This is a genomic window from Rhizobium sp. SRDI969, from assembly GCF_025152725.1.
Lineage (GTDB): Bacteria > Pseudomonadota > Alphaproteobacteria > Rhizobiales > Rhizobiaceae > Rhizobium > Rhizobium leguminosarum_I.
In genome coordinates this window covers 2,998,346-3,020,289 of sequence record NZ_CP104035.1, presented here as the reverse complement: position 1 = coordinate 3,020,289, position 21,944 = coordinate 2,998,346, and the positions used below count along the sequence as shown (strand labels likewise).

Below are 21,944 nucleotides of genomic sequence, written 5' to 3'. Positions count from 1 at the left end.
TAAATATAAACCGGTTTGACGGCTTGGCAATGTCAATTTCCGACAATGCGGAGCTGATTTACGATTGCGCCGGATTATTCTCCGCCAGTCTGATGTGGTTCAAGCCCAGACAGTCTGGCGCATCGCCTCGCCGACGATCATCGCGGCCGAGACTGCGACGTTGATCGAGCGCTGGCCTTCGACCATCGGGATCAGGACGCGCGCATCGGCCCTCTCATGCACCTGATCCGGCACGCCGGCGCTTTCGCGACCGAAAAGCAGGATATCGTCCGTGCGGTAGGCAAGATCGGTATAGCGATCCGCCGCCTTGGTCGAGGCGAGGATCAGGCGGCGGCCGGTGATCAGACGCCACGCCTCGAAGCGGTCCCAGCCGACATGGCGGGTGAGGGCGGCAGCGGCGATATAATCCATGCCGGCCCGTTTCAGGTTGCGGTCGGAAATGTCGAAGCCGGCGGGCTCGATCAGATCGACCGCGAAACCAAGGCAGGCGGCAAGGCGCAGGATCGTGCCGGTATTGCCCGGAATATCCGGCTGATAGAGTGCCAGTCTGAGTGAAGTCATGATGCGCCATCTTTCCGCTTTCACCGCCAAAGGCCTAATGCAACTGTGATTTCGAAGCAACATGACGCGTTTGGGCCCGAAAAGATGATTTCTCTGGCAGAATAGGGCTGGAAAATTCGTCGTTTTCGCGTTATCGGTGCATATCTTCAATCGCCAGCAAGGAGCGCCAGAATGAATATTTTGCTGTATGTGCGCCTCCCGGCCGTGATGCCAAGCGGTGCGATTTTCCGCCGATAGTGCGGCTTGCTTCCCTGAATTTCCTTTCTGATCCATTGTGCGGCTGTCTCAGCCTCGCCCCTTGAACGTTCGGTTCCCATGTGTGCTTGCGTAGCGCTGGGATGGCGCGAAGCCGGGAGCCGGAACGCTGACGTTTCGGAGCAATTTCATGTTTGGCTGGTTCGAACAGCGACTCAATCCCTTTCCAAGCGAGGACCCCGTCGTCCCGCCGAAAGGCCTTTTTGCCTTCTGCTGGCACTACAGCAAGCCGGCCGCGCCCTGGCTCGGCCTGATGGCCGTGCTGACCGCACTGATCGCGATCGGCGAAGTGGCGCTCTTCCAGTTCCTCGGTGACATCGTCGACTGGCTGACCAATGCTGACCGCGCCACCTTCCTGGAGAGAGAAGGTCACAAGCTTTTCTGGATGGCGGCGCTGGTGCTGGTCGGCCTGCCGCTGACTGCCGGGCTCGATTCTCTCATCATGCATCAGATGATGCTCGGCAATTATCCGATGATCGCACGCTGGCAGATGCACCGCTTCCTGCTGCGCCACAGCATGTCGTTCTTTGCCAATGAGTTTGCCGGACGCGTCGCGACCAAGGTGATGCAGACGTCGCTTGCGGTGCGCGAAACGGTGATGAAGATCCTCGACGTCTTCGTCTATGTCGTCACCTACTTCCTGACGATGATCGTCGTCATCGCAGCGGCCGACTGGCGGCTGATGATCCCGATCCTCGTCTGGCTGGCGGTCTATATTAGCATCGTCGCCTATTTCGTGCCGCGGCTTCGCAAGATCGCGGCGGCGCAGGCGGATGCGCGCTCGATGATGACGGGACGCGTGGTCGACAGCTATACCAATATCGCGACCGTCAAGCTGTTTTCGCATGCGGGGCGCGAGGAGGTTTACGCCAAGCAGGGCATGGACGAGTTCCTGCAGACCGTGCACAAGCAGATGCGCAAGGTGACGCTCTTCCATATCAGCGTCTACATGAACAACTGCATCGCGCTCTTCGTCATCTCGGGCCTATCGATCTGGTTCTGGCTGAATGGAGCGATCTCGGTCGGCGCCATCGCCATCGCCATCGGTCTTGCCATGCGTGTCAACGGCATGTCGCAATGGATCATGTGGGAAGTCTCGGCACTGTTTGAGAATATCGGCACGGTCTATGACGGCATGGAGATGATGAGCAAACAGCACGACATCGTCGACAAGCCGGGCGCACCCACCCTGACGGCGAAGAAGGGTGCGATCCACTACGACCGGATCCGCTTTCACTACGGCAAGAGCAAGGGCGTCATCGACAATCTTTCGCTCGACATCAAGGCGGGCGAGAAGGTCGGGCTGGTCGGCCGCTCCGGCGCCGGCAAGACGACACTGATGAACCTGCTGCTGCGCTTCTATGATTTGGAGGCCGGCCGCATCACCATCGACGGGCAGGACATCGCCGGCGTTTCGCAGGAAAGCCTGCGCTCGCTGATCGGCGTGGTGACGCAGGACACCTCGCTGCTGCATCGCTCGATCCGCGACAACATCGCCTACGGTCGCCCCGATGCAACGGACGCCGAGGTGATCGAGGCCGCCAAACGCGCGAATGCCTGGGAGTTCATCGAAGGTCTCGTCGACTTGCAGGGCCGCGAAGGGCTGGACGCGCAGGTCGGCGAACGCGGCGTCAAGCTCTCCGGCGGCCAGCGGCAGCGCATCGCGATCGCCCGCGTCTTCCTCAAGGACGCGCCGATCCTGGTGCTCGACGAGGCGACCTCGGCGCTTGATTCGGAAGTTGAGGCGGCGATCCAGGAAAACCTCTTCGCCCTGATGGAGGGCAAGACGGTGATCGCGATCGCCCACCGGCTTTCGACGCTGACGGAGATGGACCGGCTGATCGTGCTCGACAAGGGCCGGATCATCGAGGCCGGTTCGCACAGCGAACTGATCGCGGGAGGCGGCATCTATGCCGACCTCTGGAACCGCCAGTCCGGCGGCTTCCTCTCCGATCATGCCGAGGAAGCGGAAGTAGCGGCGCAATAAGATGCAATGAGGCCCTCTCCACGGAAGTGGGGAGGGCCTCTTGAATTCTTAGGGTGGCTATGAGCTTGCTGGACGGTTGCTGAAGACCTGACCGCGTTTGCTTCTTAGACGTTCAAAGGCTGTCGGCCCAATCAATCGCGCGGTGATGTTCGATGAGGACGATGTTGTTGGCGGCGGCGATCGTGCGCAACGCTGTGATGCGGCGGCGCTCCTCCTGGTCGATCCAGGCGGTGATGGCCTCGGTGACGATTTCATCGCGCGGCAGCGCCAGGTCGATGGCCAGGGCATCCAGCCTTTCTGCAAGCGGAAGCGGAATATGCGCATCGAGCATTTTCGTTTCCATGGACGTTGTCTCCGGTGAAGCGCGATTGTAACGTCAGATTGTGACCGGTTGAGGGGCAGTCAATGCCGATGCCGCCGATGTTATCGATAATTACCAAAATATAACATTCTGTCCGCTTTTCATTCCCTTTGCCGGGTCGGCTAATCCGCCTATATCGCTTCTATGTTGCTGAAGCCCATCCTCCGCCGGTTCGAAACCTGGATCGACCCGTTCCGCCCACGCGCCAATCTCCAACCGCCGCGCTCGACGCTCGGATTCATCTGGTTCTATATCAGCCAGGCGAGGATGCCGTTTATCGCCATGCTCGTTCTCGGTGGGACATCGGCGGCAATCGAGGCTGCACTATTCTGGTTCGTCGGACGCTTGGTCGATATCCTCGGGAGCATCACGCCGGGTGCCGGCTGGAACGGTCTTCTCGCCGCCCATGGCGGCGAATTGTTCGGCATGCTCGCCCTTATCGGGCTCGTACGCTTCGTCGTCGCCTTCCTGATCGCACTCGTCGACCAGCAGGTAATCACACCGGGCTTCTACAATCTCGCTCGCTGGCAATCCTATCTCTACGTCTCCAGGCAGTCATTGTCGTTCTTCCAGAGCGATTTCTCCGGGCGCATCGTCACCAAGGTCTGGTCGGCGGGGCAAGCGACCGGCGATCTCGTCACCTCGCTGATGGAAAGCGTCTGGTTCGTCGGCATTTATGCCGTAACGACGCTCGTGCTCGTCGCCCGGCTGGACTTTTCCCTTGCCGCCGTCGTGCTGTTCTGGCTTGGCGCCTTCAGCCTGCTTGCGCGCCACTTCGTTCCGCGCATCCGCCATCATTCCCGCGAAACGGCGGAAGCCGGATCGATGCTGAACGGCAGGATGGTCGACTCCTACAGCAACATGCAGACGCTAAAGCTGTTCGCGCGCGATGAGGAGAGCGACCGCTATATGCGGCAGGGCTTCGATATCTTTCAGGATACGGTGCTGCGCTTCACGCGGTTCATCACCGGCGTCAGGGCCTCCATGGCGCTGCTCTCCGGCCTGATGATCGTGACGATGGCCGGGCTGAGCGTCGATCTCTGGCTGCGCGGCCTGGTCAGTTCGGGCGCGGTGGCATTCTCTCTGGCACTGGTGCTGAGGTTGAATTTCCTGCTCGGACGGCTGATGACGCAGTTCAACGGCATCATGCGCAATCTAGGCACCATCCAGAACGCCGCCGAACTGATCTCCCAGCCTCTAGGGCTCGTCGATCGGCTTGATGCGAAAAACCTGGTGGTCCGGCACCCGGGTATCCGCTTCGACAATGTTTCCTTCCGCTACGGCAAGGGTCATCAGCCGGTCGTCGAGAATTTCTCCCTGACCATCCGGCCCGGCGAGAAGGTCGGGATCGTCGGTCGTTCGGGCGCGGGGAAATCAACGCTGATGAACCTGCTGCTGCGCCTCTACGATATTCAGGACGGCCGCATTCTGATCGACGGCCAGGATATTGCAGCCGTGACGCAGGAATCGCTCAGGATGCAGATCGGCGTCGTCAGCCAGGACACCTCGTTGCTGCATCGTTCGGTGCGCGACAATATCCTGTTCGGACGGCCGGATGCCGGCGAGGACGGGCTGGTGGAGGCGGCGAGGCGCGCCGAAGCCATCGACTTCATCGCCCGCCTGCAGGATCAGCAGGGCCATAGAGGTTTCGATGCGCATGTCGGCGAACGCGGCGTCAAACTGTCAGGCGGGCAGCGGCAGCGCATCGCCATTGCCCGCGTCATGCTGAAGGACGCCCCAATCCTCGTTCTCGACGAAGCGACGTCGGCGCTCGATTCGGAAGTGGAGGAAGCGATCCAGTCCAATCTCCATCGGATCATGGAAGGCAAGACGGTGCTTGCGATCGCCCATCGGCTGTCGACGATCGCCGCGCTCGACCGGCTCATCGTCGTCGATCTCGGCCGGATTATCGAGGAAGGCAGTCATGACGAACTGCTTCGCCACGGCGGGCTCTATGCCGAACTTTGGGCGCGCCAGTCCGGCGGCTTCCTCGCTACGGATGAGGACACGGGCTCAAGGATCGATGACAAATTCCGCCATGAGGCCAAAATGATTTGATCCGAAGCCGTTCTCGATGCGGCGCACCGATTTCAGCCGCAGCGGCGCCCGGGTAAAGACGTGATCGATCGGAATACCGAAGGCGCCGGCCCGGATCGGCCATGTCGCGGGCTCCAGCGATACCGTGCCCAAGCTTTGGGTGCGCATGAGATACTGCACGTCTGGCGCCAGAATCGACGTATTGAAATCACCGGAAAGGACGAGCGGTCCCGAAAGGGAAGGGATGATCTCCGCGAGATCCCAGATTTCGAGGCCGTGGAACTCATCGTAATAAGGTTTTGTCAGGTGCGCGGCGAGGAAATTGACCTTCTGGCCGTCGAAATCGATCGTCGAGATCGTCAGCCGATTGCGCCAGAGCAGGCCGAGATTGCGGATGTGGGGTTCGATCAGCGGACGTTTCGACAAGACCAGCGTATCGCATTGCTCCATGCCGACGCCGCATCCGATGTAATAGGGATAGGCCTTCAACAACCGCGGCAGTTCAGACAGCACCGGTTCGGCCTCCAGGATGTTGACGACATCGGCGCCCGAGGCGATGACCATGTCGGCGATGTCAGGGCCGTTTGCGAAATTATCGTTCTCGATATTGAAGGACATCAGCCTGAACAGGGCCGGGCGGCTCTCCTCGACTGATGGTTCGATGAACTCGCGCATCATCACGACGCCGTGGACGGCAAGGACCACCGATACCGCGAAGGTCAGCAGCGCATACCAATGCCGCTTGACGAGAAGGGCTGCGACGGAGGCCACCACACCGGCCACCGCCAGATGGACCTGGAAGCTGTAAAAGAACGACAGCAGATAGAAATCGGCAACGTATCGCAGAGAGACGATGGCGAGAACGAGGGTCGTGAGGACGCTGAATACGCAAAAAATCGTGTCTCTCATCCGCTCCGGTCCGGCTCGCTGGCGTGGCTGCGACTGCGCCTATCACGAGGCCGTTTTTGTTGCAATGCAACATAATGGCAAGCGCGTGTTTGCCTTAAAAAATTCCTCCGAAATTTCCCGCGACATTGTGCCCTCATCCCCTTGCCAAGGCTGGACATAATTTGCGATCAAGCATAGAACGCGCCGGATTGCCGGGGAATCTATGGCCGAATTGTGTCCAGAGAGATTCGCCGGTAGAGGGGGCAGGGCGGAATTCCGCGAAAATTGCGCAGAGGATGTTAGCCGTGAGCGAACACGAAACGACAAGCGAGGGCATGGGCGAACCCACTCGCCGTGATTTCCTTTATCTCACCACTGGTATGGCAGGCGCCGTCGGCGCCGTTGCAGTCGCTTGGCCATTCATCGATCAGATGCGTCCTGACGCTTCGACGCTCGCTCTCGCCTCCATCGAAGTCGACGTTGCCAGCCTTGAGCCTGGCATGTCACTGACGGTCAAATGGCGCGGCAAGCCGATCTTCATCCGCAATCGCACGCCTGAGGAAGTGGAAGCGGCAAACGCCGTCCAGCTTGGCGATCTGAAGGACCCGATCGCGCGCAATGCAAACCTTCCTGTCGACGCTCAGGCAACGGGTGTTGACCGTTCGGGCGGCAAGGGCAAGGAAAACTGGATCGTCATGATCGGCACCTGCACGCATCTCGGCTGCGTGCCGCTCGGCCAGGCCGGTGAATATAATGGTTGGTTCTGTCCCTGCCATGGCTCGGTCTACGACACGGCCGGCCGCATCCGCAAAGGCCCGGCGCCGCAGAACCTGGCGATTCCGACCTTTTCATTTTTGTCCGATACCAAGATCAAGATCGGTTGAGGGGAGACTGATTAATGAGTGGCCATTCCAGCTACGAGCCATCAACCGGCCTCGAGAAATGGGTCGATGCGCGCCTTCCACTGCCGCGCATGGTCTATGACAGCTTCGTCGCCTATCCGGTTCCGCGTAACCTGAATTACGCCTACACCTTCGGCGCCATGCTCGCCATCATGCTGGTGGTGCAGATCCTGACGGGCGTCACGCTCGCCATGCATTACGCTGCCGAATCGTCGGTCGCCTTCAACTCCGTTGAAAAGATCATGCGCGACGTCAACCACGGCTGGCTGCTGCGCTATATGCATGCCAACGGCGCATCCTTCTTCTTCGTCGCGGTGTACCTGCACATTGCCCGCGGCCTCTATTACGGCTCCTACAAGGCGCCGCGCGAAATCCTCTGGATCCTCGGCGTGGTCATCTACCTCTTGATGATGGCGACCGGCTTCATGGGCTACGTTCTGCCCTGGGGCCAGATGTCCTTCTGGGGCGCCACCGTCATCACCGGCTTCTTCTCGGCCTTCCCGCTGATTGGCGAATGGGTGCAGCAGTTCCTGCTCGGCGGTTTCGCGGTCGAAAATCCGACGCTGAACCGCTTCTTCTCGCTGCACTACCTGCTGCCGTTTATGATCGCCGGCGTCGTCATCCTGCACATCTGGGCACTGCACGTCGTCGGCCAGACGAACCCGACGGGCGTCGAGGTCAAGACGAAGACGGACACGGTGCGCTTCACGCCTTATGCGACGATGAAGGATGCTCTCGGCGTCTCAATCTTCCTGTTGGTCTATGCCTATTTCGTCTTCTACCTGCCGAACTTCCTCGGCCACGCCGACAACTACATCCCGGCCGACCCGTTGAAGACGCCGGCCCATATCGTTCCGGAATGGTACTTCCTGCCGTTCTACGCGATGCTGCGTTCGATCACCTTCAACGTCGGTCCGATCGACTCCAAGCTTGGCGGCGTGCTGGTGATGTTCGGCGCGATCATCGTGCTGTTCTTCCTGCCCTGGCTCGATACGTCGAAGGTCCGTTCGGCCGTCTACCGCCCCTGGTACAAGCTGTTCTACTGGCTGTTCGTGATCAATGCGATCATCCTCGGCTGGCTCGGTTCGCAGCCGGCGGAAGGTGGCTATGTCATGATCTCGCAGTTCTGCACACTCCTCTACTTCGCTTTCTTCCTGGTCGCGATGCCAGTTCTCGGCCTGGTGGAAACGCCGCGCCGCATCCCGAACTCGATCACCGAAGCGGTGCTCGAAAAGCGCAACAAAACAGCTGCAGCCAGTGCGGCGGCCAAAGCGTAAGCGAGCGAAGGAATAGGAATATGAAAAAGCTTGTTGCAAGCATTCTGCCGCTCGCTGTCGCTACCGTTCTCAGCAGCGCCGCCTTTGCCCAGGAGGCGACGCCCGCAAACGGCGCGGCTCCCGCCCATCACGAGGAAAGTGCGACGCCGCACTATCCGCTGAAGGAGCCGAAGGAGGAGGAATGGACTTTCGCCGGTCCGTTCGGCCACTACGACAAGGGTCAGCTTCAGCGCGGCCTCAAGGTCTACACCGAAGTCTGTTCCGCCTGTCATTCGATGAACCTCGTGCCCTTCCGCATGCTCGACGAGCTCGGTTATTCCGAGGCGCAGGTGAAGGCTTTCGCAGCGAATTACGAGGTTCAGGACGGCCCGAACGCTGCCGGCGAGATGTTTACCCGCAAAGCGGTCCCCTCCGATCACTTCCCGGCGCCTTTCCCGAACGCGGAGGCCGCTGCTGCTTCCAACAACGGTGCGGCTCCGCCCGACTTTTCGCTGATTGCGAAGGCTCGCGAAGTCGAGCGCGGCTTCCCGCAATTCGTCTTCGACATCTTCACGCAGTATCAGGAAGGTGGTCCGGATTACATCCATTCGCTGCTGACCGGCTATGAAGAGCCGCCGGCCGGTTTCCAGGTGCCGCAGGGCGGACATTATAATCCCTATTTCCATGCCGCGGCTGTCCTTGCCATGCCGAAGCCGCTCTCCGACGGCCAGGTGACCTATGACGATGGCGCGCCGGCGACGGTCGACCAGTATTCGAAGGACGTCTCCGCCTTCCTGATGTGGGCCGCCGAGCCGCATCTTGAGGAGCGCAAGCGTACGGGCTTCATGGTGATGATCTTCCTCTTGATCTTCACGGTGCTGATCTACCTGACGAAGCGCTCGATCTACGCCAACAAGGAACATTGAGCGGTTCCCGATCGACATTCAAAAGGCGGCCTCGGCCGCCTTTTCTGTTGGTTCCGCCCCTGGCAATTGATAGGGTGCGGCCAGTTTCATGCCCTCGCAGAATATGGACTTTCCATGGACAATACGACTTCGGAGCTCGCAGCCAGCATCCGCTCCATTTTGGACTATCCCAAGCCCGGCATCATTTTCCGTGACATCACCACGCTGCTCGGCAATCCACGCACTTTCCGCAGGGCGGTTGACGAACTGGTGCAGCCCTATGCGGGCACGAAAATCGACAAGATCGCCGGCATGGAGGCGCGCGGCTTCATTCTGGGCGGTGCGGTGGCCCACCAGCTTTCCTCGGGCTTCGTGCCGATCCGCAAGAAGGGCAAACTGCCGCACGAGACCGTGCGCATCGCCTACAGCCTGGAATATGGCGTCGACGAGATGGAGATGCATCGCGATGCGGTGCAGCCCGGCGAGAAGGTGATCCTGGTTGACGACCTGATCGCCACCGGCGGCACGGCAGTCGGCGCAACGAAGCTGCTGCGCCAGATGGGCGCGGAAGTGGTCGGGGCCTGCTTCGTCATCGACCTGCCGGATCTCGGCGGCCGCAGGAAGCTGGAAGAACTCGGCGTAATCGTGCACACGCTGGTCGAATTCTCCGGGCATTAGATCAAAGAAATAGAGCATGATGTCGTCCGAAAACCGCTCACACTTTTCGGCACCATGCTCCGAACCACATCCATTGCGGGCGGCGTCAGTCGAATTCGAGGACGCCGCTTTCGAAGCGGATAACGGGATCGCCGTTTTGATTAACGCCTTCGCAGAGGATCGTGTTGACGTGCCGGCCCGGCCGTGAAGCGAGCGCCCGGCTGGAGAGCAAGGCGACGGAATAGGACACGTTATCGTCGACGAACACCGGCCGCAGCCATTGCAGCTTCTGAAAACCCGGTGATGGGCCGAGCTTCGGTGCTGTCAGGCCCTTTTCCGCGAGTGCTGTGCTCTGCCTCTCCCAAAAGCCGATGAAAGTCTGCATCCAGGCGGCCGTCGTGTGCCAGCCGGAGGCGCAGAGGTCGCCGAAGAGGCTTTCCCTTGCCGCCTGCCTGTCGATATGAAAACGCTGTGGATCGAAGCGCTTGGCAAAGCGGATGATGCTTTCCTCGGTGAAGGTATAGCTGCCGATCTCGGCCTTCTCGCCGACGGTATAGAGGTCGGACATTTTCATGCTGATGTCTCCGGGCGCATGCGGAGCATGACCGAATTTTCTGAGACCAGGACGAGTTGGCCTCGTTGGTTTTCCACCTCATGGCGGAACTTGACGATGCCCATGCCGGGCCGCGAGCGCATCGGCCGGGATTCGAGCACAGTCGAATGGCCCGACAGCGTGTCGCCGGCAAGGACAGGCTTGCGCCATTCCATCAAATCGATACCAGGCGCGCCCTCGGCGAGCGCGTTCAGGAGATAGCTGTCGGCCATCATGCGCATGAACATCGAAGAGGTATGCCAGCCAGAGGCGGCAAGCCCGCCGAGAATGCTGGCGCGACCGGCAGCCTCGTCGAGATGCATCGGCTGCGGATCGAATTCCCTTGCAAACTCAACGATTTCTTCGGCGACGACCAGCTTCGGGCCAAGCGCGAAGCGGCGGCCGGGCCGGAAATCCTCGAAGGAAAGTTTTTCTGCCGACATTCGTTCCTCCCGCCATATGCAGCCCACAATGCTTACAATAGCATCCGCGCGGGCTCAATGATTCCGGGGAGATAAACGGGTATGACGGAACTGAGATCGATACTCGACGAAGCTGCACACCAGGGGCTGATTTCGCCGGAGGCAGGCGGGCGGCTTTTGCCGTTTCTGGCCGAGCGCGGCGTCACCGTCATAGAGGCGCGGCCGGTAATCGCAGCGCAGGAAGAGCAGGCTTGGTCGGATACCGAGACACCGCGTTTCGTGCGCGGCTTTCACGATGTGCTGATCACGATCGGTGTCGTCGTGGCGCTCGGCGGCCTCTGGGGGCTTGCCGCACTTTATGCCGTGCTGCCTGCGATCATTGTGCTTTCGGAGATCCTGGTGCGCCGGCAGCGGCTTGCTCTGCCGGCAGTCAGCCTGACGATCGCGCTGTTCTGCTGGACATTCCTGCTGATGTCCTTCTTCTTCAAGCCGATAACACCCGCTTTCAACGGGGCGGAGGCGACGCAGTTCGTTGCCGGCTTCCCTATCATTCTCGGCGCCTATTATGTCCGCTATCGTGTGCCGTTGGCGTTGGCGCTCTGCATCATGTCGGCCCTTGCATTCGTCCTCACCCTGCTTTTGCGGCTCATGCAATGGGCGAGCGGGGATCCGCAATTCTTCGCCAACCATCCCGTCTTGCTCGCGATGGTCTGCCTCGTTTGCGCTCTCGGGCTGTTCGCAACGGCGCTGTATTTCGACCTTGGCGATCGGATGCGCCGGACGACTCGCTCCGATATCGCCTTCTGGCTTCATCTGGGTGCTGCACCGGCGCTGCTCTTCAGCGTCCGCCTGCTGATTTCGTTCGACGGCAATTTGCTGGATGTTGCCCAGACGGTTTCGATCAAGACGCCGATCATCGTTATCAGCGTTGCGGTGCTGATGCTGATCGGCCTTGTCATCGACCGGCGGGCCTTCGTCACGTCTGGACTGCTGTCGCTCGGCTTTGCGATTTACGGCATTTTCCGGCAGGGAAGTGCGACGGTTGATACCTATATCTTCACCACGCTGATCGTCGTCGGGGTGATCGTGCTCGTTATCGGAACGGGCTGGATGCCGCTGCGCCGCATCGTGCTGCGGGCGCTGCCGGCCGCCATTTCGCAAAGACTGCCGCCGGCCGTCTTAGAGGCAACTCCGTAAATCTTACGATTTCGCCCAAACCGCTGAGCGATTTGGGCGAAATGAATCGATCGGGATAGCGGCAGTATCCGTTCAGGTGTTGAAGCGGAAGTGGATGACGTCGCCGTCCTGGACGACATATTCCTTGCCTTCGTCGCGAGCTTTGCCGGCATCCTTGGCGCCGACTTCACCGTTATATTTGATGTAGTCGTCATAGGCGATGGTGTTGGCGCGGATGAAGCCGCGTTCGAAATCCGAATGGATGACGCCGGCGGCCTGCGGCGCCTTGGTGCCGCGCTCGATCGTCCAGGCGCGTGTTTCCTTCGGGCCGACGGTGAAATAGGTGATGAGGTGGAGCAGCTTGTAGCCGGCGCGGATCAGCCGGTCTAGGCCCGCCTCGTCGAGGTCGAGGGCGGAGAGGAATTCCTTGGCCTCCTCCTCGGGAAGCTGGGCGACCTCAGACTCGATCGCCGCCGAGATCGTGACGGTTTCGGCACCCTGCTCCTTTGCCATCACCGCGACGGCCTCGGTGAATTCGTTGCCGGTCGAGGCATCGCCTTCGGCGACGTTGCAGACGTAGAGCACGGGATGCGAAGTCAGAAGATTGAGGCTCTTGAGGATGACGATTTCTTCCGCGTCGAGCGTCGACAGCAGCGTGCGAACCGGCTTGCCTTCGTTGAGCAGCTTCAGCGAGGCTTCCATGATCGGCAGCATCGCCACCGAATCCTTGTCCTTGCCGGTGGCGCGCTTGCGGGTCTGCTCGGTGCGGCGCTCCAGGCTCTCGAGATCGGCAAGCATCAGCTCGGTCTCGATCGTCTCAGCATCGGCGACCGGGTTGATGCGGCCCTCGACATGGGTGATGTCGCTGTCTTCGAAGCAGCGCAGCACATGCACGATAGCATCGACCTCGCGGATATTGGCGAGAAACTGGTTGCCGAGGCCTTCACCCTTCGAGGCGCCGCGCACCAGGCCGGCGATATCGACGAAGGAGATGCGGGTCGGGATCAATTCCTTCGACTTGGCGACGTCGGCAAGCTTGCGCATGCGCGGATCGGGAACGGCGACTTCGCCGGTGTTCGGCTCGATGGTACAGAAGGGATAATTCGCCGCCTGTGCGGCGGCCGTCTTGGTGAGCGCGTTGAAGAGGGTCGATTTGCCGACATTCGGCAGCCCGACGATACCGCATTTGAAGCCCATGGCTGAAACCTGCTGTTCTTGAATTCCTTGCTGGTGCCTATGAGATAAAGGAGCAATGTGGTCAAGTCTTAGAGAGCTTTTAGCGTACCTCACTTGCCGACGGATCGGTGCTGGCCTATTCTTGAATACCGATGGAGATTTCGACGTATTGCTGATTTCATCAGAATGCCGGTCGCTGTTCGTATAGACGCAGTGGCCCCATCGGTGTCGAAGCCGGCGACAAGCTCTTGCCTGTTTGGGGCGGGGAGCCGGCCGGCCGGCTGTCGAAAATTCGTCATCGACAATGATTAGGTGGTTTTGAAGATTCCTGATCCCATGTCATCAACGGGTGGATTTTTCCGATGAGTGACAGTGACATTGCCGTGAAACCGAAGACCAAGGTGAAGCCGAAGCTGGACAAGCCGAAGCTCTACAAGGTCATCCTCGTCAATGATGACTATACCCCGCGCGAGTTCGTCATCATGGTCCTTAAGGCGGTATTCCGCATGAGCGAGGAGACCGGCTACCGGGTGATGATGACGGCGCACAAGCTCGGTTCCTGCGTGGTCGTGGTCTGCGCCAGAGATATCGCCGAGACCAAGGCCAAGGAAGGCATCGACCTTGCCAAGGGCATGGGCTTTCCGCTGATGTTCACCACCGAACCGGAAGAATAGGTGCTGCCTGAGGGCCGCCTCTAAAACGGGGTCAAAGCCGGCGAATCTGATAGCCGGTCTTCTCCTGCACGAAGCAGCAATTCTCATAGAAGCGCAATGTTGCCGGATTTTTGGAGCCGGTGAGCAGCATCACCTTGTAGCAGCCGGCGCTCCAGGCGTCTGCAACCGCATGGGCGATGACGGCGCGGGCATAACCGCGCTTGCGATGATCGGCATGGGTGACGACGTTTTCGACGAGCGCATAGGGGGCGCCGCTCCGCGTCAGGTTCGGCGCGACGACGAGCGTGACGGTGGCGATGACGACGTTACCCGCAACACCGATGAAGACGGTCATGCCGGGCTGGGCGAGGATGGCGGAAATGCGTTCCTCCGCACTGGCCTCGTCAAGAACCGGGTCGGCGGGGTTCAATTGGTGGTAGAGGGCCAGGAGACCGGGAAGATCGCCGCGGACAGCAGGGCGGATGATGACGTCTCCATCCGGCATCAATCTCAATCGCCCTTGTTGCCGAACATCTTTTTCAGCATGTCGGCCATCGGGCCGGTCACCGGCAGCTTCGGCTGATTGTGGCCGCGAGCCTGATGGATATGCGACTGGCCGGCCGGCTTCTTCTCGGCGTCCTTTTTTTCCTGCGCTGGCTTCTCCTCCTCGGCCTTGCCGCCGAGCGCCAGCGCGATCTTGTTCATCAACTGCGAATCCTCGTTTCGCACCAGCATGTCGGCATTGTCGGCGAGCGTGTCCAGAAGCGGCTCCACCCAGGCCTTGTCGGCCTTGGTGAAATCGCCGAGCACGTGGCTCTGAACCATCTCCTTGACGCCGGGATGGCCGATGCCGAGGCGCAGCCGCCGGTACTCCTTGCCGCAATGGGCGTCGAGCGACTTGATGCCGTTGTGGCCGTTGTGGCCACCACCGGTCTTCAGCCGCGCCTTGCCCTGGGGAAGGTCGAGCTCGTCGTAGATCGCCACGAGATCGGCCGGCTGGAGCTTGTAGAAACGCATCGCTTCGCCGACGGACTCGCCGGAAAGATTCATGAAGGTCTGCGGCTTGATCAGCAGCACCTTCTCGCCGCCGAGCTCGCCCTCGGCGATCTCGGCCCTGAACTTCTTCGACCAGGGCGAAAAGCTGTGGCGCCGATGAATGGCGTCGACGGCCATGAAGCCGATATTGTGGCGGTTGCCGGCGTATTTGCCGCCGGGATTGCCGAGACCCGCGATGATCAGCATGGTCTGCTTTTCCTTGCTAGAACTTCCCGCCGTTCACCACCGCGAAATGAAAGCAAAGTCAAGCGGAAAGGGCAGCGGTCTGTCGGCCAAGGTCACTCAGACAGGGTCAGTCCGACAGGTTCATGCCGTATTTCAGGAAGATCTGCTTTTGGTCGCCATCGGCGATCAGCTTGTCGAGGGCAGTCTGCATCCTGGCGAGCAGATCGGCCGGAAAGTTCTTCTCGCAGGCGATGCCCATCGGCTGGGAGGAGAGCACCGTCACCATCTCCACCGGCTGCTCGGCCTGCAGCTTTTCGAAATAGAGTTCGGAGATCGGCATCATGTCGATGCGCCCGCCAAGCAGTTTGCGCAGCGTCGCGTTGAAGTCGCTGGCGACATCGAGCTTGGTAAAGCCCTTCTCCTTCAGGATCGTCTCGGTGTAATCCTCGCGCTGAGTGCCGACCGTGTATTTCTTCGCCTCGTCCAGATTGCTGGCGGTGACATCAGAACCCTTGCGGGTGATCAGGATGTTACGGTCGACGAGCAGCGGCTCGACCCATTTAAACAACGGGTCACGCGCGCCGTTGTGGGCGGTCGCGAAGACACAGGTCATCGGAGCCGTGCGGGCAAGGCTGAAAGCGCGCGCCCAGGGCATGATTTCGATCGTGTAGTCGACGCCGATCGCGGCCATTATCTTTTCGACCTGCTCGACGGTCGCGCCTTTGATCTCCTTGCCTTCGCGGTAGTTGAAGGGGGCATAATCCTCGGTCGCGAAGGTCACCGTTTGAGCATGGGCGGTGCATGGCAGCGCCAGGCATGCGAGAAGCAGGAGCTTTTTCATCGGCATCATCTCCTTCGTTCTTCGTTTACGAGGCGCGTGCGATGGCCGATTGCGAGGCCATCAGTTCCTCGATCAGCGTGGCGGCGTGCTGCGGACGGTGGAAGAGGTAGCCCTGGCCATAGTCAAGCCCCATCTGGTGGAGCGTGCGGCACTCCTCTTCGGTCTCGATGCCTTCGGCAATAACGGTGCAGTCCATCTTGTGGGAGAGCGTGGTGATGCCTTCGATCAGCATGCGGCTCTTCTGGCGCACGTCGTCATCGTCATCGTTGATCGCGCGGGTGAAAGACTGGTCGATCTTGATGATGTCGACAGGGAAGCGGTTCAGGTAGCTCAGCGACGAATAGCCGGTGCCGAAATCGTCAAGCGCGATACGGCAGCCGAAGCGACGAAGCTCGGTGACGATCATGCGGATCTCAGGGTTGTCGTGCATCAGCACAGCCTCGGTGATCTCGACGACGATGCGCTCGGGACGGATGCCGTGGCGACCGACGATGGCGGCAAGACGGGCCGGCAGCGCCGGCTCGAACTGCAGCGGCGAGAAGTTGATGGCGAGATAGGTATCCTGCATACCGGGGATGCGGGAGATCTCCGCGAGGTTGGCGACCGCCTTTTCCATGATGACGTTGCCGACGCGGACAATTTTTGCCGTCTCCTCGGCGACACTGATGATCTCGGCCGGCGGCATCAAGCCCTTCTGTGGATGGTTGAGGCGCATTAGCGCCTCGAAACCTGATATGCCGCGACCGTTCAGGTTGACGATCGGCTGCAGGAAGGCCTCGAACCAGTTGTCGACGAGGCCGGCTTCGATATTGGCTTCGATCTCGGCGCGGCGGCGGGCACGGTCGAGCATGGCATTGTCGAAGAGCTGCGCGCCGTTTTTGCCGTCGCGTTTCTTGGCATACATCGCCATGTCGGATTTCTGCAGCAGTTCGGCCGCGGTTGCGGCATGATGCGGATAGATGGCGATGCCGACGGAAGCGCTCAGATGCATGTCCGGGGCGAATGGCGTTTCGAAGAGCGTGGCAATCTGCTCGCACATTGCCTTGGCGCGTTTTTCGGCGTCCTTTGCCGGCAGCAAGATGGCAAATTCGTCGCCGCCGAGACGGGCTGCCTCGTCGCAGGGGGCAAGATGGGTTTTCAGGCGCTCGACGAGCTCGACCAGCGCCATGTCGCCGGCGGCATGGCCCATATTGTCGTTGATCCACTTGAAGCGGTCGAGATCGACGAAGAGACAGGCGAGCTCCTGGCCGGCGGCGTCGGCGGCGGCGATCTTGTTGTCGAGGGCGGCCTCGAAGCCCTGGCGATTAAGAAGCCCGGTCAGGTGATCGGTGATTGCCTGGCGGTGGTTGCGGTCCTCGGAGGCCTTGAGTTCGGTGACATCGGTCATGACCGATAGCGAGAGGCGGTCGTGAGCGCCGGCTCCCGCCTCTGATTCCATGATCAGGACGTCCATGGTGCGACCGTCCAGGCAGACAAACTTGACGGTGACGGTCATGCCGCTTTCGGCCCGGCGGCGCTTGACGAATTTGTCACGGGTGGCGGAAGTGACGAGATCGGCGAAGTTGCGGCCGATGACGGCGGCGCGGTCATAACCTGTGGCAAGCAGCCAATAATCACTGACGGCGGTGATGCGGTCTTCCTCATCGAGTGAGAAGAGCATAGCGGGCGTCAGATTGTAGATGTCGGTGGCGCGGCGGTGGGCGAGCTTCAGCTCCTTTTCCTCGCTTTCGAGCTTGGTCTGCATCTCGTTAAAGCTATGGGCAAGCCGTCCCATCTCGTCGTTCGACTGCCAGTCGACATGATGGCGGGAGCCCAGCTGGCGGGTGGCCTCGATCGCCGCCGTCAGCCGCATCAGCGGCTGGATGACGAAGAAACGGTTGCCGATCAGCGCCGTGCCGAAAACGGTCAGCACCGCGAAGATGAAGATCGAGATGAAGACGACCTCTTCCTGTTTCAGGCCGGAAAACAGGCCGAGTGCGGGATAATAGACGCTGATGCTGCCGAGGTTCTTCGGACCGTCGACAGTGTTGTAGATGATGGCGCGCGACACCTGCACCAGCTTTCCGTCGAAGGAGCGTGGAATGGTAGACTGGCTGACATCGAGCTGGCCTGACTGGTCACGCACTTCGACCTTGACGATGGCGCCTTGGGAAACGACTGTCGCGCTGATCTGGGTAACGCTCTCCTCATCGAGGTCCCACAGCGGTTTGGCAAGCGCCTGGGCATTCGCGACGAGAAGAACGGAGATGTGATCACGTATTTCCTTGTCGGCCCGTTCTGAGGAAAGAAAAAGGAAGAGAACAAAGAGGGGAGCGACAAAAACAAGCAGCGCTCCGCAAACTATCGCAAAAAATCTGTTCTCAACGGAATTGTTCATGTTTCCGTCTACTCCCCCAGGCCGCCACATTTGCCGTCGCGCATTAAGGCGGGCTTCTTCGCAGCTGACGGAACATGCTTTCACGAATTTGTTAAATGTTGCTGAAACGGGGCCTTACGGGGCAATGAAAAGCCCGCTTTCCCTGTGAATTGGCCTCCGAAAGTTGGACGACAACCTTCGGGGGCCAGTTCACTGGGGAAAGCGGGCCATATGCTTTACAAATTGATCGAAGCGATCAGGCTTCGGCTTCGCCTTCCGCGGCGCTCTCGTCGATGCCGGCAGCCGGAGCGATAATCGTCGCGATCGTGAAGTCGCGGTCGATGACCGGGGTGACGCCCTTCGGCAGAGTGACTTCCGCGATATGGACGCTGTCGCCGATCTTCTTGCCGCTGAGATCAATGTTGAAGAACTCAGGGATCGCATCGGCCGGGCAATGAACTTCGACTTCATGGCGAACGATGTTCAGAACGCCGCCGACCTTGAGGCCCGGGGACTTCTCTTCGTTGATGAAGTGAACCGGGATTTCGACGGTCACCTGGGTGTTGCCGGAGACGCGCAGGAAATCGACATGCATGGTGAAGTCACGGACCGGATCGAGTTGGTAGTCCTTCGGCAGAACCTTGTGTTTCTTGCCGTCGACGTCGATCGTCGCCACGGTGGTCATGAAAGCACCGGCGTGAATTCGCTTCGTCACCTCATTGGTGTTGAGAGCGATGGAAATGGGGGCCTGCTTGTCACCATAGATAACAGCGGGAATCAAACCGTTGCGGCGAAGTTCACGGGCGGACCCCTTACCAACCCGTTCGCGCGCCTCGGCCTTGAGCTCGTAAGTTTCCTGGCTCATGGCTATTCCTTTCGAGGTTATTTGGAGAGTTCGGCGGCGGGCAAAAGCCTTGTTCCGACGAACCGGAGGCGGTATGACCCGACCTCATCCGCGTTGCCTCCAAGGGTGTCTACACGGACCGGTGGCCTATATTATAAGTCGATCGGAAACGCAAGTTGCGGATTTGGCTGTTTTCCACACGCTTCGGCAAACCGATCGTCACGGTGAGCCGAGTGCCGCACACGAGGAGGCGATGTTCTCGCCCGTCCGAAATACGCGGCCGTACGAACGGCAAAATCGCTATTCTCTTCCACAGCTGAGGTTGACATCGGCGCGCTTCGCATCTTTGGATGGCCGCATTCAAAAAGGGGCTGAGGAGAAATCGGACTATGCGTCTCAAACTTGTCACGGCAACGAGCTTGCTGGCACTTTGCCTTGTCACCACGGCCCAGGGCGTCGAGATCAATCAGGATGGCGCCAATGCGGTCAAGGACAATCTGACGAAGCTGCTTCCCGAGGATCTGGCGAAGAGCGGCATGGTCACCGTCAATCCGGCGGGCACACGCTACGAGATCATCTACGATCTGGCGAAGCTGCTTGCCAAGGCCGATCCAGCGACATTTGCGATCAGCGGGCTGACGCCGTTCTCGATGTTCGCTACGCCGCTCGATAGCGGGCTCTGGAACGTTGAGGGTGACAACAACCTCAATGTCTCCGGCCATTTCAAAGGCCCAGACCAGAAGCCGACGGATTTCTCCTACTCCATCGCTTCGCTTGTCTATACCGGCGTCTTCGACCCGGCGATCAGCTACCTGCGCTCCGGCACCTTCACCGCCAAGGACATCAAAGTCGCCAGCAAGTCCGACACCGAGGAAGTCCATGCCAGCTTTGCCGGGATGGACCAAAAGCTGACCTCGACGGACAGCGCAGGCGGCAATGGGCGTATCGATTTTGCGGGCGGCGGCTCCATGTCGACTTTCGTCGAGCAGGTTTCCGGCCTGCAAATGCCGCCTGTTGAAATCCGTGCCGACTCGATCGATTTCGATGCCAAGGTGAACGGTCTGCCGGCCAAGCAAATCCGCGAGATCTTCCTTTTCATTCTCGACCATCTCGAGGAGAAAGAATTAAGCCCGGAAAACAGCGACAAGATAAAGGGAATGCTGAAGCAAGCCTTTCCGATTCTTGCCTCGTTCAGTGAGACGATCGGGGTCAATAATCTGACGGTCAGCAACCAGATGGGCAATGGCGGCGTCAAGGCATTCGGTTACAACCTGGTTATGGATGGGCCGAGCGACGCCATGCGTTTCGGCTTCGGCATCGATGCGAAGGACATCAGCCTCGACAGTCCGGCAATGCCGGCAAGTTATTCGCCCTTCGTGCCGACCAATTTCGATCTGCAGCTCGCCATTCCGAATCTGGATTTCGCCACCTTCGGCGACGCGCTCATGGCGATGGATTTCAATGCCAAGCCGCCAGAGCAAAGCGGCGACGAGATGGCGAAAAAGCTCTTCCGCGATGGCCGGCTCACCATCGAGTTTCCGAAGGTCAGCGCCAAGTCCGATGTCTACGACGTCGACATGACGGGCAAGATCGAGGGACGGGTCGATACCCAGAAGGACTATTCGATGGAGGCGACGATCCTTGCCCGCGATCTCGACAAGACGATTGCCGCGGTTCAGGAGCTTGCCAAGACGGATCCCGACCTCAACCAAGTCTCCTTCGGCATGATGATGGTGAAGGGCTTCGCCAAGACCGATGCAGATGGCCGTTCGCGCTGGGACATCAGCATCGGCCGCGACGGCGCGATCACCGTTAACGGCCAAGTGGTCAAGGAAGCGGACCAGGAAACGGTCCAGCCGCAATAGCGTATCCCAGGGTCTTTCGACCGAAGAGCAGATGCGCCGGCTAGGGTATCACCCTTTGCGGCGCAGCAGCGCCGTTGCCATGTCGAGGAAAGCGCGCAACTTCAGCTGCGTCTGCGAGCGGGCGGGGAAATAGGCAAAGAGACCGGGCGTGGTCGGCAAGAAGGGATCGAGCACGCGTTCGAGCCGCCCTGATGTCACGGCCTCGCCGACGGAAATATCCGGCAAATAGGCAAGACCGAGCCCGGCCTCGGCGAGCTCGAGCAGCAGCAGGAAGTCGTTGACCATCAGGCTGCCCGGCGCATCGACGGAGAAGTCGTGGCCGTCTCGCTCGAATTCCCAGCGATAGATGACGCCCGATGTCGGATAGCGGTAGCGGATCGCCTGATGGCGGGTGAGGTCCTCCGGCGTCACCGGCCGACCATATCGGGCGAAATAGCCGGGCGAGCCGACGACCGTCCAGATGATGTCAGATGTCAGTCGCATGACGATCATGTCCTTTTCGATCGCCTCGCCGATGCGGATGCCGGCGTCGAAACCGCGTTCGGTGATATCGATTGCCGCATCATCGACCGAGATCTCGACGGAGATATCGGGATAGGCGTTGCGAAATTGCGGCAGCAGCGGCGTCACGATCAGCGGCACAGCCATGCGCGGCACGGTGAGGCGCAGGTGCCCGAGCGGGCGGTCGCGGAAGCCACCCAACATGTCGAACGCATCTGATATATCGGCGGCAGCCGGACGGACGCGCTGGAAGAGCGCGGCACCGGCTTCGGTGAGCGCGACGCGCCGCGTGGTGCGGACGAAGAGCGGCACGCCGAGCTTCACCTCGAGCGCGCGGATCGTCTGGCTGACGGCAGTCGGCGTGACGCCGAGCGATGCGGCGGCAGCGGTGAAGCTCCTGGCGTCGGCGACGGCCAGGAATTCCGTCAAACCGTTGAAGGGGTCGGGCGCCATCGGTCTATTATGAAGTTGAACTTCATAAGCCTTAT

At 60.2% G+C, this 21,944-nt stretch carries 21 protein-coding genes; 9 read left to right on the top strand and 12 right to left on the bottom strand.

Going from position 1 to position 21,944, the window contains the following annotated elements; all coding sequences use genetic code 11:
* Positions 1–99 precede the first annotated feature (99 nt).
* On the bottom strand, positions 100–561 hold the full coding sequence (locus N2A41_RS15210; RefSeq protein ID WP_260109153.1) for a tRNA (cytidine(34)-2'-O)-methyltransferase: 462 nt from the start codon (positions 559–561) through the stop codon (positions 100–102).
* 385 nt (positions 562–946) lie between these two features.
* Between N2A41_RS15210 and N2A41_RS15205 the strand changes: the two genes are divergently transcribed.
* Positions 947–2,803, top strand: coding sequence for an ABC transporter ATP-binding protein (locus N2A41_RS15205; protein WP_017965342.1), 1,857 nt, complete (start codon positions 947–949; stop codon positions 2,801–2,803).
* A gap of 112 nt (positions 2,804–2,915) precedes the next feature.
* Here N2A41_RS15205 and N2A41_RS15200 read toward each other — a convergent pair whose 3' ends face one another.
* On the bottom strand, positions 2,916–3,146 hold the full coding sequence (locus tag N2A41_RS15200; protein WP_026154255.1) for a ribbon-helix-helix protein, CopG family: 231 nt from the start codon (positions 3,144–3,146) through the stop codon (positions 2,916–2,918).
* Positions 3,147–3,308: 162 nt separating this feature from the next.
* Between N2A41_RS15200 and N2A41_RS15195 the strand changes: the two genes are divergently transcribed.
* Complete coding sequence (locus N2A41_RS15195) at positions 3,309–5,222, top strand: ABC transporter ATP-binding protein (protein ID WP_260109152.1); 1,914 nt, start codon at positions 3,309–3,311, stop codon at positions 5,220–5,222.
* Here N2A41_RS15195 and N2A41_RS15190 read toward each other — a convergent pair.
* Complete coding sequence (locus N2A41_RS15190; RefSeq protein ID WP_222386572.1) at positions 5,178–6,110, bottom strand: endonuclease/exonuclease/phosphatase family protein; 933 nt, start codon at positions 6,108–6,110, stop codon at positions 5,178–5,180. The genes N2A41_RS15195 and N2A41_RS15190 overlap by 45 nt on opposite strands.
* 284 nt (positions 6,111–6,394) lie before the next feature.
* On the opposite strand from N2A41_RS15190, the gene petA reads away from it, so the two are divergent.
* The 4 genes from petA to N2A41_RS15170 all read left to right on the top strand — a co-directional run bounded on the left by petA (position 6,395) and on the right by N2A41_RS15170 (position 9,830).
* Positions 6,395–6,973 (top strand): ubiquinol-cytochrome c reductase iron-sulfur subunit, encoded by a 579-nt coding sequence (gene petA, locus N2A41_RS15185; protein ID WP_026154254.1) that lies wholly within the window; start codon positions 6,395–6,397, stop codon positions 6,971–6,973.
* A gap of 14 nt (positions 6,974–6,987) precedes the next feature.
* Positions 6,988–8,268, top strand: coding sequence for a cytochrome b (locus N2A41_RS15180; RefSeq protein ID WP_260109151.1), 1,281 nt, complete (start codon positions 6,988–6,990; stop codon positions 8,266–8,268).
* Between the two features lie 20 nt (positions 8,269–8,288).
* Entirely contained in the window at positions 8,289–9,173 is an 885-nt protein-coding gene (locus tag N2A41_RS15175) for a cytochrome c1 (protein WP_017965337.1), read from the top strand.
* 114 nt (positions 9,174–9,287) lie between these two features.
* Positions 9,288–9,830 (top strand): adenine phosphoribosyltransferase, encoded by a 543-nt coding sequence (locus N2A41_RS15170; RefSeq protein ID WP_260109150.1) that lies wholly within the window; start codon positions 9,288–9,290, stop codon positions 9,828–9,830.
* An 85-nt stretch (positions 9,831–9,915) separates the two neighbouring features.
* On the opposite strand, the gene N2A41_RS15165 is transcribed toward N2A41_RS15170, so the two are convergent.
* Both N2A41_RS15165 and N2A41_RS15160 read right to left on the bottom strand, forming a co-directional pair.
* Positions 9,916–10,383, bottom strand: a complete 468-nt coding sequence (locus N2A41_RS15165; protein ID WP_260109149.1) for a MaoC family dehydratase — start codon at positions 10,381–10,383, stop codon at positions 9,916–9,918.
* Positions 10,380–10,844 (bottom strand): MaoC family dehydratase, encoded by a 465-nt coding sequence (locus N2A41_RS15160; RefSeq protein WP_260109148.1) that lies wholly within the window; start codon positions 10,842–10,844, stop codon positions 10,380–10,382. Before N2A41_RS15160 ends, N2A41_RS15165 begins: the two co-directional genes overlap by 4 nt.
* An 81-nt stretch (positions 10,845–10,925) precedes the next feature.
* Between N2A41_RS15160 and N2A41_RS15155 the strand changes: the two genes are divergently transcribed.
* Positions 10,926–12,020 carry a hypothetical protein gene (locus N2A41_RS15155; RefSeq protein ID WP_260109147.1) on the top strand — a complete coding sequence of 365 codons (1,095 nt, stop codon included), beginning with the start codon at positions 10,926–10,928 and terminating at the stop codon, positions 12,018–12,020.
* A 72-nt stretch (positions 12,021–12,092) separates the two neighbouring features.
* On the opposite strand, the gene ychF is transcribed toward N2A41_RS15155, so the two are convergent.
* Positions 12,093–13,196 (bottom strand): redox-regulated ATPase YchF, encoded by a 1,104-nt coding sequence (gene ychF / locus N2A41_RS15150; RefSeq protein WP_170276321.1) that lies wholly within the window; start codon positions 13,194–13,196, stop codon positions 12,093–12,095.
* A 341-nt stretch (positions 13,197–13,537) separates the two neighbouring features.
* Here ychF and clpS point away from each other — a divergent pair, with 341 nt between their 5' ends.
* Positions 13,538–13,849 carry an ATP-dependent Clp protease adapter ClpS gene (gene clpS / locus N2A41_RS15145; RefSeq protein ID WP_162116518.1) on the top strand — a complete coding sequence of 104 codons (312 nt, stop codon included), beginning with the start codon at positions 13,538–13,540 and terminating at the stop codon, positions 13,847–13,849.
* A 31-nt stretch (positions 13,850–13,880) separates the two neighbouring features.
* Here the strand turns inward: clpS and N2A41_RS15140 are convergent, their stop codons facing one another.
* From N2A41_RS15140 to N2A41_RS15120, 5 genes are all read right to left on the bottom strand, one after another.
* Positions 13,881–14,333: a GNAT family N-acetyltransferase gene (locus N2A41_RS15140; protein WP_260109146.1), complete on the bottom strand. Its 453-nt coding sequence runs from the start codon at positions 14,331–14,333 to the stop codon at positions 13,881–13,883.
* 5 nt (positions 14,334–14,338) lie between these two features.
* Complete coding sequence (gene pth, locus N2A41_RS15135) at positions 14,339–15,070, bottom strand: aminoacyl-tRNA hydrolase (RefSeq protein WP_222386567.1); 732 nt, start codon at positions 15,068–15,070, stop codon at positions 14,339–14,341.
* 106 nt (positions 15,071–15,176) lie between these two features.
* Entirely contained in the window at positions 15,177–15,890 is a 714-nt protein-coding gene (locus N2A41_RS15130; protein WP_026154253.1) for a substrate-binding periplasmic protein, read from the bottom strand.
* A 25-nt stretch (positions 15,891–15,915) separates the two neighbouring features.
* The gene (locus N2A41_RS15125; protein ID WP_260109145.1) at positions 15,916–18,267 is read right to left on the bottom strand and encodes an EAL domain-containing protein; all 2,352 of its coding nucleotides are present in this window, start codon (positions 18,265–18,267) and stop codon (positions 15,916–15,918) included.
* 235 nt (positions 18,268–18,502) lie between these two features.
* Positions 18,503–19,111: a 50S ribosomal protein L25/general stress protein Ctc gene (locus N2A41_RS15120; RefSeq protein ID WP_017965326.1), complete on the bottom strand. Its 609-nt coding sequence runs from the start codon at positions 19,109–19,111 to the stop codon at positions 18,503–18,505.
* Positions 19,112–19,479: 368 nt separating this feature from the next.
* On the opposite strand from N2A41_RS15120, the gene N2A41_RS15115 reads away from it, so the two are divergent.
* Entirely contained in the window at positions 19,480–20,955 is a 1,476-nt protein-coding gene (locus N2A41_RS15115) for a hypothetical protein (protein ID WP_260109144.1), read from the top strand.
* 48 nt (positions 20,956–21,003) lie between these two features.
* Here the strand turns inward: N2A41_RS15115 and N2A41_RS15110 are convergent, their stop codons facing one another.
* Positions 21,004–21,909 (bottom strand): LysR family transcriptional regulator, encoded by a 906-nt coding sequence (locus tag N2A41_RS15110; protein WP_260109143.1) that lies wholly within the window; start codon positions 21,907–21,909, stop codon positions 21,004–21,006.
* Positions 21,910–21,944 lie beyond the last annotated feature (35 nt).

What these genes read in the sequence shown, in the direction of transcription:
- N2A41_RS15210 (WP_260109153.1), bottom strand. Translation starts at nt 561, where the DNA reads ATGACTTCACTCAGACTGGCACTCTATCAGCCGGATATTCCGGGCAAT.
- N2A41_RS15205 (WP_017965342.1), top strand. Translation starts at nt 947, where the DNA reads ATGTTTGGCTGGTTCGAACAGCGACTCAATCCCTTTCCAAGCGAGGAC.
- N2A41_RS15200 (WP_026154255.1), bottom strand. Translation starts at nt 3,146, where the DNA reads ATGGAAACGAAAATGCTCGATGCGCATATTCCGCTTCCGCTTGCAGAA.
- N2A41_RS15195 (WP_260109152.1), top strand. Translation starts at nt 3,309, where the DNA reads ATGTTGCTGAAGCCCATCCTCCGCCGGTTCGAAACCTGGATCGACCCG.
- N2A41_RS15190 (WP_222386572.1), bottom strand. Translation starts at nt 6,110, where the DNA reads ATGAGAGACACGATTTTTTGCGTATTCAGCGTCCTCACGACCCTCGTT.
- N2A41_RS15180 (WP_260109151.1), top strand. Translation starts at nt 6,988, where the DNA reads ATGAGTGGCCATTCCAGCTACGAGCCATCAACCGGCCTCGAGAAATGG.
- N2A41_RS15175 (WP_017965337.1), top strand. Translation starts at nt 8,289, where the DNA reads ATGAAAAAGCTTGTTGCAAGCATTCTGCCGCTCGCTGTCGCTACCGTT.
- N2A41_RS15170 (WP_260109150.1), top strand. Translation starts at nt 9,288, where the DNA reads ATGGACAATACGACTTCGGAGCTCGCAGCCAGCATCCGCTCCATTTTG.
- N2A41_RS15165 (WP_260109149.1), bottom strand. Translation starts at nt 10,383, where the DNA reads ATGAAAATGTCCGACCTCTATACCGTCGGCGAGAAGGCCGAGATCGGC.
- N2A41_RS15160 (WP_260109148.1), bottom strand. Translation starts at nt 10,844, where the DNA reads ATGTCGGCAGAAAAACTTTCCTTCGAGGATTTCCGGCCCGGCCGCCGC.
- N2A41_RS15155 (WP_260109147.1), top strand. Translation starts at nt 10,926, where the DNA reads ATGACGGAACTGAGATCGATACTCGACGAAGCTGCACACCAGGGGCTG.
- ychF (WP_170276321.1), bottom strand. Translation starts at nt 13,196, where the DNA reads ATGGGCTTCAAATGCGGTATCGTCGGGCTGCCGAATGTCGGCAAATCG.
- clpS (WP_162116518.1), top strand. Translation starts at nt 13,538, where the DNA reads ATGAGTGACAGTGACATTGCCGTGAAACCGAAGACCAAGGTGAAGCCG.
- N2A41_RS15140 (WP_260109146.1), bottom strand. Translation starts at nt 14,333, where the DNA reads ATGCCGGATGGAGACGTCATCATCCGCCCTGCTGTCCGCGGCGATCTT.
- pth (WP_222386567.1), bottom strand. Translation starts at nt 15,070, where the DNA reads ATGCTGATCATCGCGGGTCTCGGCAATCCCGGCGGCAAATACGCCGGC.
- N2A41_RS15130 (WP_026154253.1), bottom strand. Translation starts at nt 15,890, where the DNA reads ATGAAAAAGCTCCTGCTTCTCGCATGCCTGGCGCTGCCATGCACCGCC.
- N2A41_RS15125 (WP_260109145.1), bottom strand. Translation starts at nt 18,267, where the DNA reads ATGAACAATTCCGTTGAGAACAGATTTTTTGCGATAGTTTGCGGAGCG.
- N2A41_RS15120 (WP_017965326.1), bottom strand. Translation starts at nt 19,111, where the DNA reads ATGAGCCAGGAAACTTACGAGCTCAAGGCCGAGGCGCGCGAACGGGTT.
- N2A41_RS15115 (WP_260109144.1), top strand. Translation starts at nt 19,480, where the DNA reads ATGCGTCTCAAACTTGTCACGGCAACGAGCTTGCTGGCACTTTGCCTT.
- N2A41_RS15110 (WP_260109143.1), bottom strand. Translation starts at nt 21,909, where the DNA reads ATGGCGCCCGACCCCTTCAACGGTTTGACGGAATTCCTGGCCGTCGCC.